This is a genomic window from Gemmatimonadota bacterium, assembly GCA_041390105.1.
Taxonomy (GTDB): Bacteria; Gemmatimonadota; Gemmatimonadetes; order Longimicrobiales; family Gaopeijiaceae; genus JAGQIF01.
In genome coordinates this window covers 93,996-109,238 of record JAWKQO010000002.1, presented here as the reverse complement: position 1 = coordinate 109,238, position 15,243 = coordinate 93,996, and the positions used below count along the sequence as shown (strand labels likewise).

10 protein-coding genes are annotated in these 15,243 nt (G+C 69.5%); 5 read left to right on the top strand and 5 right to left on the bottom strand.

What is annotated here, in order from left to right; translation table 11 throughout:
• Positions 1-27: 27 nt before the first annotated feature.
• Positions 28-786: an SDR family NAD(P)-dependent oxidoreductase gene (locus tag R3E10_09850; protein MEZ4416051.1), complete on the bottom strand. Its 759-nt coding sequence runs from the start codon at positions 784-786 to the stop codon at positions 28-30.
• A 46-nt stretch (positions 787-832) separates the two neighbouring features.
• Positions 833-1,534 (bottom strand): creatininase family protein, encoded by a 702-nt coding sequence (locus R3E10_09845; GenBank protein MEZ4416050.1) that lies wholly within the window; start codon positions 1,532-1,534, stop codon positions 833-835.
• Between the two features lie 93 nt (positions 1,535-1,627).
• Here R3E10_09845 and R3E10_09840 point away from each other — a divergent pair, with 93 nt between their 5' ends.
• Together R3E10_09840 and thrC are read left to right on the top strand one after the other, a co-directional pair.
• Positions 1,628-2,584 (top strand): homoserine kinase, encoded by a 957-nt coding sequence (locus R3E10_09840; protein MEZ4416049.1) that lies wholly within the window; start codon positions 1,628-1,630, stop codon positions 2,582-2,584.
• Positions 2,585-2,606: 22 nt separating this feature from the next.
• Complete coding sequence (gene thrC / locus R3E10_09835) at positions 2,607-3,896, top strand: threonine synthase (GenBank protein MEZ4416048.1); 1,290 nt, start codon at positions 2,607-2,609, stop codon at positions 3,894-3,896.
• Positions 3,897-3,909: 13 nt separating this feature from the next.
• On the opposite strand, the gene R3E10_09830 is transcribed toward thrC, so the two are convergent.
• The gene (locus tag R3E10_09830; GenBank protein MEZ4416047.1) at positions 3,910-5,028 is read right to left on the bottom strand and encodes a Glu/Leu/Phe/Val dehydrogenase dimerization domain-containing protein; all 1,119 of its coding nucleotides are present in this window, start codon (positions 5,026-5,028) and stop codon (positions 3,910-3,912) included.
• Positions 5,029-5,036: 8 nt separating this feature from the next.
• Positions 5,037-6,662: an SDR family oxidoreductase gene (locus R3E10_09825; protein MEZ4416046.1), complete on the bottom strand. Its 1,626-nt coding sequence runs from the start codon at positions 6,660-6,662 to the stop codon at positions 5,037-5,039.
• Positions 6,663-6,867: 205 nt separating this feature from the next.
• Here R3E10_09825 and R3E10_09820 point away from each other — a divergent pair, with 205 nt between their 5' ends.
• The 3 genes from R3E10_09820 (at position 6,868) to R3E10_09810 (ending at position 13,760) form a co-directional block, all read left to right on the top strand.
• Entirely contained in the window at positions 6,868-9,363 is a 2,496-nt protein-coding gene (locus tag R3E10_09820) for a serine/threonine-protein kinase (protein ID MEZ4416045.1), read from the top strand.
• Positions 9,364-9,375: 12 nt separating this feature from the next.
• Positions 9,376-12,036 (top strand): serine/threonine-protein kinase, encoded by a 2,661-nt coding sequence (locus tag R3E10_09815; protein MEZ4416044.1) that lies wholly within the window; start codon positions 9,376-9,378, stop codon positions 12,034-12,036.
• Between the two features lie 164 nt (positions 12,037-12,200).
• A complete protein-coding gene (locus R3E10_09810; protein ID MEZ4416043.1) occupies positions 12,201-13,760 on the top strand; it encodes a M20/M25/M40 family metallo-hydrolase in 1,560 nt (519 codons plus the stop codon).
• Positions 13,761-13,807: 47 nt separating this feature from the next.
• Here the strand turns inward: R3E10_09810 and R3E10_09805 are convergent, their stop codons facing one another.
• Complete coding sequence (locus R3E10_09805) at positions 13,808-15,238, bottom strand: amidohydrolase family protein (GenBank protein ID MEZ4416042.1); 1,431 nt, start codon at positions 15,236-15,238, stop codon at positions 13,808-13,810.
• Positions 15,239-15,243: the final 5 nt, after the last annotated feature.

The window sequence follows — 15,243 nt, the reverse complement described above, 5'->3', positions numbered from 1 at the left end:
CGCCGGGAGAAGCCGAGCGTCGGTGGCTCAGCGTCCTCCGTTCACCTGTAGCACCTGCCCCGTAATCCAGCCCGCATGCTCCGAGGCCAGGAAGAGGGCGGCACTGGCGATGTCCTCGGGTCGACCCAGGCGCCGCAGGTGGATGGACTCCAGCAGGCGCCGCTGTCCGTCCTCGCCGTAGCGCTCCCACTGCCGCTCGGTATCGGGGTTGGAGAGCACGAATCCCGGCGCAATCGCGTTGACGCGGACCCCGAAGGGGCCGAGCTCGTGCGCGAGTTGGCGGGTCAGGCCGATCTGCCCGTGCTTGGCCGACGCGTAGGCCTGGATCCCGGTCAGGCTCACCCCCAAACCGGCCCCACTCGAGATGTTGACGATGGCGCCGCGGCCCGCGCGCTTCATTCCGACGGCCACCGCCCGCGAGCAGTTGAACGTCCCCGTGAGGTTCACGGAGAGGATGTCCTGCCAGTCGCCGTCGCTCACCTCTTCCACGGGCCGACCTCGCTGCCCGCGCACCCCCCCGGCGTTGTTGACCAGGACGTCGATCGCGCCGTGCCGGCCTTCGATCTCGGACACCACCGCCGCTACGGCGTCCGGATCGGTGACGTCCATGTGGCGGCTCTGACCTCGCGGGCCGAGCAGACCCAACGTCCTCGCCAGACCCTCCTGATCCACGCAGGTCGCCCACACGTGCGCCCCCCGCGTGGCGAACCCCACGGCAATGGCGCGGCCGATGCCATGCCCCGCCCCGGTGACCAGAACCGCACGCTCCGGAAACTCGATCTTCATGAGACCTCCGTGGCGTCGTCGCGCGGGATGGGACGAAGGACCCCAGTCACCTCCACGGACCCTCCAGCTGCTCGCGGGTCTCCTGCACGCCCACACGCCACAGTGAGAGCATATCCTCGTCCGGGCGCTGATGCAGACCACCCATGTTGCCCCCTCCGAGGTAGTCGCGAACCTCGCCCGGCGTCATCACGGACATTCGCACCCGGTCGATCGGGGGTGCGGGTGCTTCGGGTGCAACCACACCTGCCAGTCGAGTCCACGGGAAGCTCTCTGCCCAGGACGCATGCGAGCCCAGCGCGTCGATCCCCTGAAGGTGGGCAAGCGTTCGAGGAGCATTCCACCAGTTGTGCACCTTGACGCGAACATCGTGGCTACGGGCGGCCCACTCGACCGCGAACGACGCGGCCGGCGCGTTTCCTCCGTGGCCGTTCACCAGGAGAATCCGGCGGCAGCCCATACGGCGCAGGTTGTCCAGGACGTCGCCCACGACCCGCAGGTAGGTCTCCACCTGCAGGGAGACCGTGCCCGGATATCCCGTGAAATAGGGTGTGACGCCGTAGGGCAAAACGGGGAAGACGGGCACGCCCAAAGGCTCGGCGGCCTCGAGGGCCACCCGTTCGGCCAGGATGGAATCGGTGGCGAGGGAGAGCGTGGCGTGCTGCTCGGTGCTCCCCAGCGGAAGGACGGCGCGGTCCTCCCGCCGCAGGACCTCTTCCAACTGCATCCAGTTCAGGTCGGCGATACGCATGCGGTCGCGATCAGGGTAGCTTTGGGCGGGCACGGTTCCGGAGCTGCTCTCCGAAGCGGGCCCGCTGGTTCAGCGCGCCGACAAAGGTACAGGGTGTCCGATCACATCGCTCCCCAGCTCACCACCGTCACTGCCTTCGCGCCGGCCACCGTGGCCAACGTTGCGGTCGGCTTCGACGTCCTGGGCTTCGCGGTGGGCGGATTCGGCGACCGGGTTACGGTGCACGCACGCCCCGGCACCCAAGGAGTGCGCATCGAGCAGATCCAGGGCATCCCGGACCCGCTGCCACTCGAGCCCGAACGCAACACGGCCTCGGTGGCGATCCAGGCCATGCTCGCGGACCACCCCCTTCCCTTCGGCATCGCGCTGGAGATCGAGAAGGGCATTCCGCTGGGGTCGGGCATGGGCGGGTCGGCCGCTTCGGCGGTGGCGGCCGTGGTGGCGCTGGGCGGCTTGCTGGACGCACCGGTCCCTGCGGAGCAGCTCCTGCGCTACGCGACCGCGGGGGAAGCGGTCGCCAGCGGCGCCATTCACGCGGACAACGTGGCTCCCTGCCTGCTCGGTGGGCTGACCGCCGTCGTCGATACCGACCCGCTCGACGTGGTCTCCATTCCCGTGCCCGCCGGACTCTCGGTCGTGGTGGTTCACCCCCACCTCAAGATCGAAACACGAGCCGCACGTCTGTCCATGCCACGCGAGGTGTCCGTGGTGCGTCACGTCCGCCAATCGATGCACCTCACCGGCTTCCTGCACGCCTGCTTCCGCGACGACGCCGCCCAGGTCGGGCGTCACATGGTGGACCTGATCGCGGAGGACGCGCGCGCCCCGCTGATCCCGGGCTTCAAGGACGCACGTGGTGCCGCGCTGGCGGCGGGCGCGCTGTCCCTGTCCATCGCCGGCTCGGGCCCCACCGTCTTCGCCTGGGTGGAGGACCACGAGGTAGCCCACTCGGTCGAGTCCGCGATCCGGTGGACCTTCCAGCAGCAGGGCATCGCCTGCGACGCCTGGAGCGGTCCCGTCAATCGGACCGGCGCCCACCTGTGCCGCTGACGCAGCGGGCCCCCCGCGACGCGTGAGGTACCGGAGCACGCGAGACCCGTCGCCGTCGGTTGGCTTCTCGGACGCGATCCTCCAGGGTCTCGCGCCGGACGGAGGGCTCTACGTGCCGGAACGCTTTCCGGGCTACGACCTGACCGCGCTCTCCAGCATCGATCGCTACCCCGACTTCGCGGCAGCGGTGCTCGAACCCTTCCTGGAGGGGGATGCACTGGCCGAGAGCCTCGCCGAGATCTGCGCGCGGGCGTTCGACTTTCCGGTGCCCCTGGTGTCCCTGCCCCAGCACACGGCACTCCTCGAGCTGTTCCACGGCCCCACCGCGGCCTTCAAGGACTTCGGCGCCCGCTTCCTGGCGCACTGCCTCGAGCGCTGCCCGCCCGATGCCGCCGGGCCACGCACGATTCTGGTGGCCACCTCGGGCGACACCGGTGCCGCAGTGGCGGCCGCCTGCCATGGGCGCCCCGGCCTCCAGGTCGCGGTGCTCTACCCCCAGGGAGGCGTGGCCCCGCGGCAGGAGCAGCAGCTGACCTGCTGGGACGGCAATGTCCAGAGCTTCGCGGTACGCGGCACCTTCGACGACTGCCAACGCATCGTGAAGGAGGTGTTCCGCTCCGGTCGCTGGCCCGGCGGGGGCGCCCTCACCTCCGCAAACAGCATCAACGTGGGACGCCTGCTCCCCCAGGTCGTCTACCATGCGTGGGCGTCCCTGCGCTACGAGGCCGAGCACGGCACGCCCGCCGGAGTGCTCATCCCGTCCGGCAACGTCGGCAACGCGGTCGGTGCCTTCTGGGCCCGCCGCCTGGGCTTCCCCCTCCGAGCCATCGGCATCGCCACCAATGCCAATCGGGTGATCCCGGACTTCTTCGGTGGCGCCCCCTGGCAGCCGCGTGCGTCGCAGCGGACCCTGGCCAACGCTATGGACGTCGGTGACCCGAGCAACATGGAACGGCTCTTCGACCTTTTTCCCGACCCACAGGAGCTGCGCAGCGCTGCTCACTCCGAGACGGTGGACGACGACACCATTCGGCGCATCATCCGCGAGGGGCCGACGCGCTGGGGCCAGGTCTTCTGCCCGCACACCGCCACTGCGGTCGCGTTGCGCGAGCAATTGGGCACGGCCCACTGGGTGGTGGTGGCCACCGCACACCCGGCCAAGTTCGACTCGATCGTGGAGCCGTTGATCGGAGCGCCAGTGCCGGTCCCGCCCCCGTTGGCGACACTGCTCGACCGCCCTCGGCGAGTGACGGTGATCGACCCGACCGCCGAGGCCCTGCGCAGCGCGTGGAGCGGCGCCGCGCCCGGCTGAACCCGCACCCGCCTCAGGCGCTCGCCGCGGCCAACCGCTCCCGTGCCAACGAACGCGCCGCCACCTCGGGCAGGACACCCTCCCGCTCCACGAGCTCCAGGAGCCGGCCCACCGCGCGCTCCACGGATTCGACGACCCTTCGCTCGGCCTCCGACGGCGTCCAGCCCATGGCCTCGATGCCGGTGATGGCCATGGCCCCACCGATGTTGACGGCGTAGTCGGGCACGTAGAGGATGCCGCGCTCGTGCAGCCGCGTCCCGTCAGCCTCGCCGGCCAACTGGTTGTTGGCACCACCGGCCACCAGGCGGCAGGAGAGCAGGGGGATGGTCCGCTCGTTCAGCACGGCGCCCAACGCGCAGGGGGCGAACACGTCGCACGCGGTGCCGTACACCGCCTCGGGCTCCACGAGCGGAACCGCTTCCTGCTCACGGATACGGCGGGCGCACTCGGGATCGACGTCGCTGAAGCATACGGACGCTCCCGCGCTCCGCAGCAGCGTGATCAAGCGCTCCCCAACGCTGCCGGCGCCCTGCACCAACACGGTGCGTCCCCGCAGCCCCTCGCCCCCGAACACGTGGGTGCAGGCGGCACGGATGCCCGCGAAGACCCCCAACGCCGTGTAGGGCCCAGACGAACCCGCTCCCCCCGCAGCCGGCGTGCGGGCGAAGACCCAAGGCGCGCCGTTCTCTCCGATCACGTCCATGTCTTCGGACGACGTGCCCACGTCCGGACCCGTCTGGAACGTCCCACCCAGCCGGGACAACACGCTACCGTAGCGCCGCAGCAGCCCTGCGCGGGCCGCAGGGTCGAGCGGGATTGGTGCGTGGATCACGGCCTTGCCGCCCCCTCTCGGGAATCCCGCCACGGCGTATTTGTGCGTCATGCCCTCCGACAGGCGCAGCGCATCCGCGATGGCAGCGTCCAGGTCGGGATAGGGCTTGAAGCGCGTGCCGCCCGTCGGCGGACCCATGACGGACGAGTGCAGCGCGATGACGATCCAGGCACCGGTCGGGCCGTCGCGTCTGAGAATGAGCTCCTCGCCACCCCAGCGATCGAGCTTCTCCGCCAGGCCGAACGGATGCGCATCCGCGAGCGAGGCACCGGAGAGCGGGTCGTTCGTGCCGGACTGCATGCCACCCCCTACCAGTGCGTGGGCTTGTAGTCCTTCAGGAACCTTCCCCACACGTGCTCGCCCGAGTTGAACCCGTGGATGATGGGATCGACGATGCGGGCGGCGCCGTCGACGATGTCGAGCGGCGGATGGAAGCGGTGTTCCACGCGCTTGCGCTCCGCGAGCGCGGCCGGATCCTCGTCCGTCACCCACCCCGTGTCGACCGCGTTCATGTGGATGCCGTCGTTGTGGTAGTCGGCCGCGGCGGTGCGCGTCATCATGTTCAGCGCGGCCTTGGCCATGTTGGTGTGTGGATGCCGCGTGGTCTTGGACGTACGATAGAACTGGCCCTCCATCGCCGACACGTTGACGATGTGCTTGTCGCGCTCCGGAGTGCGCAGCATCAAGGGCTTGAGACGCGCGTTCAGGATGAAGGGCGCCACCGCATTGACGAGATGCACCTCCAGCAGCTCCACGGTGGGCACGTCTGCCAGCAGCATCCGCCAGGAGTTCATGTCGCGCAGATCCACCTGCTGCAGGTCCTGATCGAGTCTGCCCCCGGGAAACAACGCCTTCTGCGCTTCGACCTCGTCCGGCAGCAGCGCTACCTGGCTGAGCTCCGCTGCCCGGGCCAGTCCCGCCAGCGGCGCGGTGCGGTCCCCGGATGCGAGCGCCACCTCCACCGCGGCCGTCGCCGGGCCTTCCGGGAGCATGTGATAGCCACGCAGACCTTCATAGCTACCGACCAAGCGGCGGACGTGCTCCGGAAGGGTGTGCACCGCTGCAGTCTCGGCCTCCATCATATGCTCGTAGAATGCGGGTGGCCGGCGAACCGTCTGACAGGCGTTGTTGATGATGAAGTCGAGTCGGCTTCCGGTGGCGAGCAGCGCGGAGCAGAACGCTTCCACGCTGGGTGTGTGCCGTAGATCCAACCCGACGATCTCCAGTCGATCCCCCCAGTCCGGGAAGTCCGGCTCCGCCGCGAAGCGGGCGGCTCCATCCCGAGGAAAGCGCGTGGTCACGATCACGTGGGCGCCGCTGCGCAGGAGCTTGATGGCGGCCTGATAGCCGATCTTGACCCGACCTCCCGTCACCAGGGCCACTCGTCCGCTGAGATCCGCCAGCTCCATGCGCTTGGCATAGTTGTACTCGGCGCATGCCGGACAGAGCTGGTCGTAGAAGTGATGGATCTCCGAGTAGTCCTCTTTGCACACGTAGCAGTGTGTGCTCTCGACGACGGGCGGCGACGTAGCCGCGCGGCCGGACTCGATGGCCCCAGGCAGGCCTCCGTCTCCGGGCGCCAGATCGCCCGGCTCGAACCCCCGCGGAGGAAAGATGTTGGGCGTGGTGAACGTGGGCTTGCGGCGGAGAGCCCGGATGCCCGTTTGATCGAGCAGTGCCTCCTCGCGCTCGGCATCCGCCTGGTTGCGCTGCCGGACCAGTTCCTTGACCAGACGGCGGCGCTGCTGCTTGTCCGGGCAGAACACGGAGCCGGCCGCCTGGATCAGGCGCTGTTGCTCGTCCTTGGGTAACGCCGCCAACAGGCCACGGTCCTGTACCACGGATTCCAGGACGGTCAGGGCTTCCCGGAGGCGGGCCCCGAAGGAGTCGGCCGGGTCCGGCGCCTCGGAGGGAAGGGCGTCTGGAGATCGCATGGGCCAACCCTACACTGCCGCAGGAGTCGGTCAAGTCGCGCCGGCGGGCAGCGGTCCTCGTCCCCGGGCCCCTTCGGTGTCCAACTCCACTGCCCTCTGACGCCTTGGCATCCAGGCCCCGTGGTGGCATCTGTCCAGGGAGACGCGTGCCTCGGTCCCTCGGGGCCGGCGACCGGTCGGGGACCGCCAAGGAGCGGACGCAACCATGCAACGCGAGACCTGGGAGAGCGGCGAGGACAGCTCAGCGCCGGCAGGCACGCGTATCGGTGCGTGGCGGCTGGAGGGCCGAATCGGCAGTGGCGGGATGGGCGAGGTGTACCTCGCCCGCCGGGCCGACGCCCAGTACGAGCAGGTGGCCGCCGTGAAGGTGATGAGGGCCGGACGGGACAGCGCAGAGCTGGCCCGGCGCTTCAAGACCGAGCGCCAGATCCTCGCCCGGCTCCAGCACCCCGACATCGCAACGCTGCTGGACGGAGGGGTGACCGACGCAGGCCAACCCTATCTGGTGATGCAGTACGTCGACGGCCTCCCCATCACGGCGTACGCCCAGGAGCACGGACTCGCCCTCGAGGAACGCCTGCGCCTCTTCATCCGCGTGTGCGAGGCAGTCCGATACGCACACTCCAATCTCGTCGTGCACCGTGACCTCAAGCCCAGCAACATCCTGGTGACATCGGACGGAAGTGTACGACTGCTCGACTTCGGCGTGGCCAAGCTGCTGGATGCGAACCGCTGGGCCGACTCCTCGACGGAAGACCTCTTTCTGCTCACCCCGGAGCATGCCGCGCCCGAGCAGTTCCTGGGCGGCGCGGTGACGACGGCGACCGACGTCTACGCCCTCGGCGTGCTCCTGTACGAGCTGCTGGCGGGGTCGCGGCCGTTCCAGTTCTCTTCCCCGCTCGAGCTGCACCGCGCCGTCTGCGAGCAGGACCCGGATCCCCCCAGTCGGGCCGCCACGGATGCCGGTCGGCTCGCCGCGGCGGGGCTGGAGCGCTCCCCTGTTTCAGCGGAACGGATCCAGGGGGACCTCGACTCGATCGCGCTCAAGGCCATCCGCAAGGACCCGGACCGTCGCTACGGGACCGTTGGCGCGCTGGCAGAGGACGTGCGCCGCTTCCTGGGCGGCTACCCGGTGGAAGCGCGCCCGGAGGACTTCCGCTACGTGGCGGGACGGTTTCTGCGCCGCCATCGCTTCGGGGTCGCCGCAGGCGGCGCCACCGCGGCGGCGCTCGCCGCGCTGGCCCTGGTCTCGGTGCGCTTCGCGGTCACCTCGCGCGCCCAGGAGGAGGCCATCCAGGTCGAGCGCGACGTGGCCCAACAGGTCTCGACCTTCCTCGAGGAGCTGTTCCGCTCTCCCGACCCCTTCGCGGTCGGCGCCGAGCGGCGCGACACGCTACGCGTCCGTGATCTCCTGGATGAGGGCACACGCAAGGTGCGCGAAGACCTGGGGCAACAGCCCGTCGTGCAGGCCCGCCTCCTGACGGCGCTGGGTCGCGCATACGCCGACCTGGGGCGTCCGGACTCGGCCCGCTCCCTCCTCGAGGAGGCCGTCGCGCTGCAAGAGGCGTCGCTGACGCCGGAAGCGGCCGAGCTCGCCTCCTCCCGGCGGTCGCTGGCGGTGGAGCTCTGGCGACTGGGCGAACCCGCGGCGGCGGAGCCCTTGCTCCGTGCCGCGCTGACGTCTCTCGAGCGCGACGGCTCCGGAGCAACGGACGAGCGCCTCAAGACGTGGGGCGCGCTCGGTCACGCTTTGCAAGCGCAGGGTCGCTTCGACGAGGCCGAGGAGGCCTACCGCGCCGCGCTCGCACTGGCCGAGCACCGAGCCGAGGAGGCCCCCTCCGACCTGGCCGACGCCCTCTCGGCCCTGGCGACGGCGCTGCAGGCGCAGGCCCGTCTGGACGAGGCGGAGCCACTCCTGCGGCGCTCGCTGGCACTGCAACGCGCCGCCAGCGGCAGCGGTCATCCCCGCGTGGCGGGAAGCCTGAACAACCTGGGCGCCTTGCTCCTCGACCGTCATGAGCCCGCAGCGGCCGGCACGGCGTTCGAGGAGGCCGTCGCCATTCTGCAGGCCCGGCTCCCGTCGCCCCACCCACTGACCATCACGACCCAGAGCAACCTCGCGATCGCGTATTATCAGCAACAACGCGTCGACGAGGCGGAGCGCATCCTCCGCGAAACGCTCCAGCTCCGCCGTCAGCTGCTCGGGGACGCCCACCCCGATGTCGCGAGCGGACTCCTCAACCTGGCCGCCATGCTGGACGCGCAGGGCAAGCGCGAGGAGGCCCTCGACCTCAAGCGCGAGGCACGCGCCAATCTGGTGGCGGGCCTGGGGGCGGATCACCCCCTGGTGGCCACCGCCGATCAGAATATCGGGGTGAGCCTCCACCTGTTGGGGCGCCACCGAGAAGCCGCAGACGCCTACCTGGCCGCCCTCGCCCTGCGCCGCCAGGCCCTGGGCCCCGAACACCCGCTCACGGCCAACGTTGCCAGCAAGGCCGGGCAATGCGAGTTGGACCTGGGCCGTCACGAGGCGGCAGAACGGCTTCTCCTGGAGGCATACGCCGCCTACGCGCCGCTCAAGGAATCGGAAGCGCAGCAGTGGGACCACCTGCTCGACCAGCTCTCCCGCCTCTATCGGGAGCTGGGGCGCGACGCCGACGCCGAACGCTACGCCGCCCAGCGGCGGCCGCTGGATCGATAGGAAACCGTACGCATGGACTCCGGAACCTGGGACCGGCTGGCCGACCTCTTCTTCGAGGCGATCGAAGTCCCCACCGAGGAGCGCGCCGCCTTTCTGGACCGCGCCTGCGGGGATGATCGTGCGCTGCGTCAGGAGATCGAGGGTGTGCTGGCCGGACACGACGCAGCCACCCGCGCGCGACGCCAAGCCGGTGGGAGCTCGGAGCTCGAGCCCCCGCGTGCCCCGGGAGACCGGGTGGGCGCGTTCGCCATCGATTCGCTGCTCGGACGGGGCGGGATGGGTGAGGTGTACCTGGCTCGGCGCGCGGACGATCAATACGAACAGCGCGTCGCCATCAAGCTGATCCGTCCGGACCGCGACCTCTCCACGTTGGTCCGCCGCTTCCAGACCGAACGCCAGGTCCTCGCCCGACTGCAGCATCCGAATATCGCCACGCTGCTGGACGGCGGCGTCACGGAGGACGCCCGCCCCTATCTGGTCATGCAGTACGTGGAGGGGAAGCCCCTCACCACCTATGCCCAGGAGCACGCACTTTCGCTACGAGAACGCCTGCGCTTGTTCCTGACGGTATGCGACGCCGTCCAGTTCGCCCATGCCAATCTGGTGGTGCACCGAGATCTGAAGCCCAGCAACATCCTGGTGACCGAGGAGGGCGACGTCCGTCTGTTGGACTTCGGGATCGCGAAGTTGCTGGACGCCGATCCCTGGGCCGGCTCGAACACGGGCGATCTGCTGCTGCTCACCCCCGAGCATGCGGCCCCCGAGCAGTTCCTGGGCGAACCCATCACGATCGCCACCGACGTCTATGCGCTGGGCATCCTCCTGTATGAGCTGCTCACAGGCTCGCGGCCCTATCAGTTCGTTTCGCCGCTCGAGCTGCATCGTGCGATCTGCGAGCGCGACCCGCTCCCTCCGGCGACCGCGGCCACCGATCCCGAGCGGCTACAGCGTCTGCATCTGGCGCAGCCTCCGGTGGCTCCCGGAAAGATCCGGGGCGATCTGGACTGCATCGTCCTGAAGACGCTGCGCAAGGAACCCGAGCGACGCTACGCGTCGGTGGCCGACCTGGCCACCGATGTCCGGCGCTTTCTGCAGGGCTTTCCGGTGGAGGCCCGACCGGAGTCCTTCGGCTACGTGGCCATCCGCTTCCTTCAGCGACACCGCGCCGCGGTGGGAGCGTCCCTGGCGCTGGCCACCAGCCTGGCCGCCCTGGCCGTGGTATCTGCCCGCTATGCGACGACGAGCCGCGCCCAAGCTCGCGCGATCGCCGAGGAGCGGGACGTGGCGGTGGAGGTCTCGAGCTTCCTGGAGACGTTGTTCCGAGCCCCGGACCCGTTCGCCCTGGGCGCCGAGCGCCGGGACACCATGCGCATCCGCACCTTTCTGGCGGAGGGCGCGGCCAAGGTCATGGACGACCTGGCGGATCGTCCGCGCGTACAGGCACGTCTGCTCACCAGTCTGGGCGGCGCCCAGATGGAGATTGGTCAGCTGGACGATGCCATCCCCCTGTTGGAGCGCGCGGAAGCCCTCACCCGGGAGACCACCGCCCTGGATGCCCGAGAGACCGGCGCCATCCGCCGTCAGCTTTCGACAGCATACTGGCAGAAGGGGCGGGCCGCCGAGTCCGAGGCTCTCCTACGCTCGGCGGACTCGATCTTCGCCAGCGACTCCGCCGCGATGCTGCGGGAGCGTGTGCTCACGCTCAACGGACTGGGGACCGCCCTGCAGGTGCAGGGGCAACAGGCCGAGGCCGAGACCGTCTACCGCCACGCCCTCGCGCTCGCCCAGGTGGGGATGGCACCCGACGACCCCGAGCTGGCCACCACGCTCTCCAACCTGGGAGCCGCACTTCATCGGGCGGCGCGCTTCGCGGAGGCGGACTCGGTGCTCCGTCGGGCACTCGAGCTGGACCGAGCCCGCCTGGGTCCGGACCACCCCCGCGTGGCCGTCCGCATGACCATGCTCGCCAGCATGCTGATCGACTGGAACCGGCTGGACGAGGCCATCCGCATCAACCGCGAGGCCGTGGCCATGCTGCGGGCCAGTCTCCCCGATCCTCATCCCCGCCTCGCCGCCGTCATCAACAACCTGAGCGTGGCGCTGGTCCGGACGGGTGACCTCCAGGAGGGCGAAGCACTCACGCGGGAAGCGCTACGAATGCAACGCGAGCTCTACGGCAACGAGAACCCTTTGCTCGCCAGCACCCTGACCAACCTCGGTGTGATCCTGGACATGCAGGGTCGCCGTGAAGAGGCTATCGCGCTGCATCGCGAGTCCTTGGGCCTGATCGAGGCCGCGGCAGGCCCGGATCACCCACAGGCCGCCTATTCGCACAACAACATCGGCATGTCGTTCCATGCCCTGGGCCGTCACCGCGAGGCGCTCGCCGAATTCGAGCGCACCCTGTCCATCCGACAGCAGAAGATCGGCGCCGATCATCCCCTGACCGCCAACGCCGAGTACAAGGTCGGTGGGTGCCTGATGGATCTGGGGCGCTTTGCGGAAGCGGAGCCCCACCTGCTCGAGTCCCTGCGCGTCTTCGAGCCACTGCGGGCCCAGGAGGCCGAATCGTGGAATCAGTTGCTGGGGCAGCTGGTGCGCTACTACCGGGCCAGCGGCAAGCCCGCTGAGGCTGAACGCTACGCGGCTCTGCGCACGCCCCCGTCGTCTTGAGGCGGGGAGGACCCCGGGATCTCCGCCCCTCGCGCACCGCCGCCGCCCCTCCGCCTTGCCCCGCCCCACGCCTCGCCCCGAAGTTCGCCGTGCTCGCACTTCAACGATCCGGACCACCCTCAGAGGGCAACACGATGCGTCGTTCGTGCTCGGTCGCAGGACTCATGATCGCGTTGGTCGCTTCGAGCGCGGCGCCCGCGTCGACCCAGACACTGGCCACGGACGACCCCGTGTTGCAACAGATCTGGGATCACGCGATGAACCGCTCCCAGCTCGAGCCCTTGGCGCAAGCGCTGCTCGACTCCATCGGCCCCCGGCTGACGGCATCCCCGGGGATGGAACGCGCCCAGGACTGGGCGGTCCGCCGGTTGTCCGGTTGGGGATACGACGCCCGGCGCGAGGAATACGGAACCTGGGAAGGTTGGGACCGGGGACCCAGCACCGTGTCCTTGATCCAACCCCGCGTGCGCACCCTCGAGGGACGGATCCTGGCCTGGAGTCCGGGAACCGGCGGGCGGGCGGTGGAAGGTGGCGTCTCCGTGCTTCCGACCATCCGCTCCGCTGCCGACTGGCAGCGCTTCCTGGGTTCGGTGCGGGGGACCTATGTGATGCTGTCGTTCCCGCAGCCCACCTGTCGCTCGGATGACCAGTGGCACGAGTTCGCCCAGCCCGGCTCCTTCGAGCGCATGGACGAAGCCCGCCAACGGGCAGAGCAGGCGTGGAATGCCAACCTGCGCGCGGCCGGTGGCAACGACCCCCGTTTCCGCGACCTGCACCAGCAGCTCGAACAAGCCGGAGCGCTGGGGATCGTGACCTCGCAGTGGCCTGGCTCCTACGGCACCACGCGCGTGTTCAACGCCTACGCGCGCGAGATCCCGACCTTCGAGCTGGGGTGCGAAGACTACGGGCTGGTGTACCGCCTGGCCGACAATGGCCAGGCGCCGGTGCTGCGTCTCACCGCGGAGGCCCGCAACCTGGGCGAGGTGCCCGTCTACAACGTGATCGCGGCGCGGCGCGGTAGCGAGCTGCCCGACGAGTACGTGATGCTCTCCGCCCACTTCGATTCCTGGGAGGGCGGCTCGGGCGCCACCGACAACGGTACCGGCTCGCTGCTCATGATGGAGGCGGCACGCATCCTGGCCGACGTCTATCCCAACCCCAAGCGGACCATCATCGTGGGACTCTGGAGCGGCGAGGAGCAGGGCCTCAATGGCTCGCACGCGTTCGTCGAAGACCATCCCGAGATCCGCGACGGACTTCAGGCGCTCTTCAACCAGGACAACGGAACCGGACGGGTGGTCAACATCAGCGCGTCAGGCTTCCTCGGCGCCGGAGCCAGCCTGGGACGTTGGTTGTCGCAGGTGCCGTCGGAGGTCACCCGCTTCATCGACGAGAACTTCCCGGGGATGCCGTCCGGTGGAGGGACGGACAGCGCGTCGTTCGTCTGCGCCGGCGCGCCGGGCTTCGGGCTGGGTGCCCTGAGCTGGGACTATGGCACGCATACCTGGCACACGCATCGCGACACGTTCGACAAGCTCGTCTTCGACGATCTGAAGAACAACGCCGTGCTGGTGGCGTCGCTGGTCTACCTGGCCTCCGAGGATCCCGAGCTGGTGGACCGCACGCGCCGGGTCATGCCGGTGAACGGTCGCACCGGTGAGCAGATGGAATGGCCCACCTGCGATCAGGCCGTGCGCGACAGCCGCAACAGTCCGCGCATGTGATGAACCGCGGGGCCGGGCCGGCGACTCCCACCGCCGGCCCGGCCTGCTCAGCGGACGCCCACCCACCCCTTCACGCTGTCGAACAACGCGGCGGAGTCGTAGCCCACTCCGTCCTTGAACACCACGGTGACCCGCTCGAACGCACCGGGGTCGGTCGCGGGATCCCCGCGCATCAGCACCAGATCGGCGCGCAGTCCCGGCGTCACGGACCCGATCTCGTTCTCCAGACCCAGGTAGCGGGCGCCGTTCCGGGTGGCGACTTCGATCGCCTGCTCGGTGCTCAGCCCCATCTCGACCAGCAGCTGCAGCGCACGCTGGTTGGCGTACCCTGGCACCACGTCACCGCCGCCCGTGGGATCGGTTCCCACCACCAGGAACCCTCCCGCGTCATAAAAGGCCTTCTCCATGGCCATGTACTTGGCCAGCAGCGCGCCACCCACGGTGTTGCCGGCGTCGTTGGAGCGCTCGATACGAGCCAACACGCCGTCCCGAAGCTCGGGCAGCATCGCTCCCAGGGCACCGTCCGGCGGAGGCGGGCGACCGGAGGCACGCCGTTCGACCACGGTCAACGTGGAGGTAACGGCCACACCTTTGGCCACCAGGTGCTGCACCAACCCCGTGAAGGCCGGGCTGGTCAGATCCAGGTCGAGGTAGGTTTGTTGCGCGCCCCGTGGACATTCGTCCGGTCGCTTGTCCGCAACCCAGTCCGTGGCGGCGAAGAAGCCGTGCTCGAGGTTGTCGATCCCGAGGTCGGCCGCCTCACGGTAGGTGATCGAACAAAGGTGGCCGGTCACCTTGATGCCGCGCGCGTGGGCAGCCTCGATGGCCGCGCCCAGAGTGGCCCGATCGATCAGATTGTAGGCTTTGAACGAGGTGACGCCCCGATCGGCCCAGAAGTTCACATGTGCACGCGCCTCCTCCGGCGTTCGCAGCTTGGGGAAGGCGCGGATGAAGCCACCGTCCCCCTCCAGATAGGGACCCGTGACGTCCATCGTGGGACCCACGACGCGCCCGGCCTCGATCAGGTCGCGCGTGCTGAGGTCGGTGTAGGGATCCAGGCTGCCGCCCGTGCGAATGGTGGTCGCCCCACCGGCCAGGTACAGCGGTGGGAACGAGAGTTCGTTGGTGTTGTAGCGCGCCTGTCCGGATGGGTAGAACATGTGCTCGTGGAGCATCACCCAACCCGGTGTGAGCGTCTGTCCGGTTGCGTCGATCACCTCCGCACCGGAGGGCACCTGCACCTGTGAGGTAGGCCCGACCTCGGCGATGAGCCCATCCCTCAGCACCACCGTGATGTCGGTCCTGACCGGACTGCCCGTCCCGTCGATCAGGCGCGCATGGGTGATGGCCACGACCGGCGCCGAGACCGTCACGAAGCGCATCACTTCGTCGGAAAGCTGTGGCGGGCGCTGCGCCGTGAGGGGCAGCACCGATGCAGCCGCGATGGTCAGGGAAAGCAGCAAGCAGCGAGCGGTCATGGGCG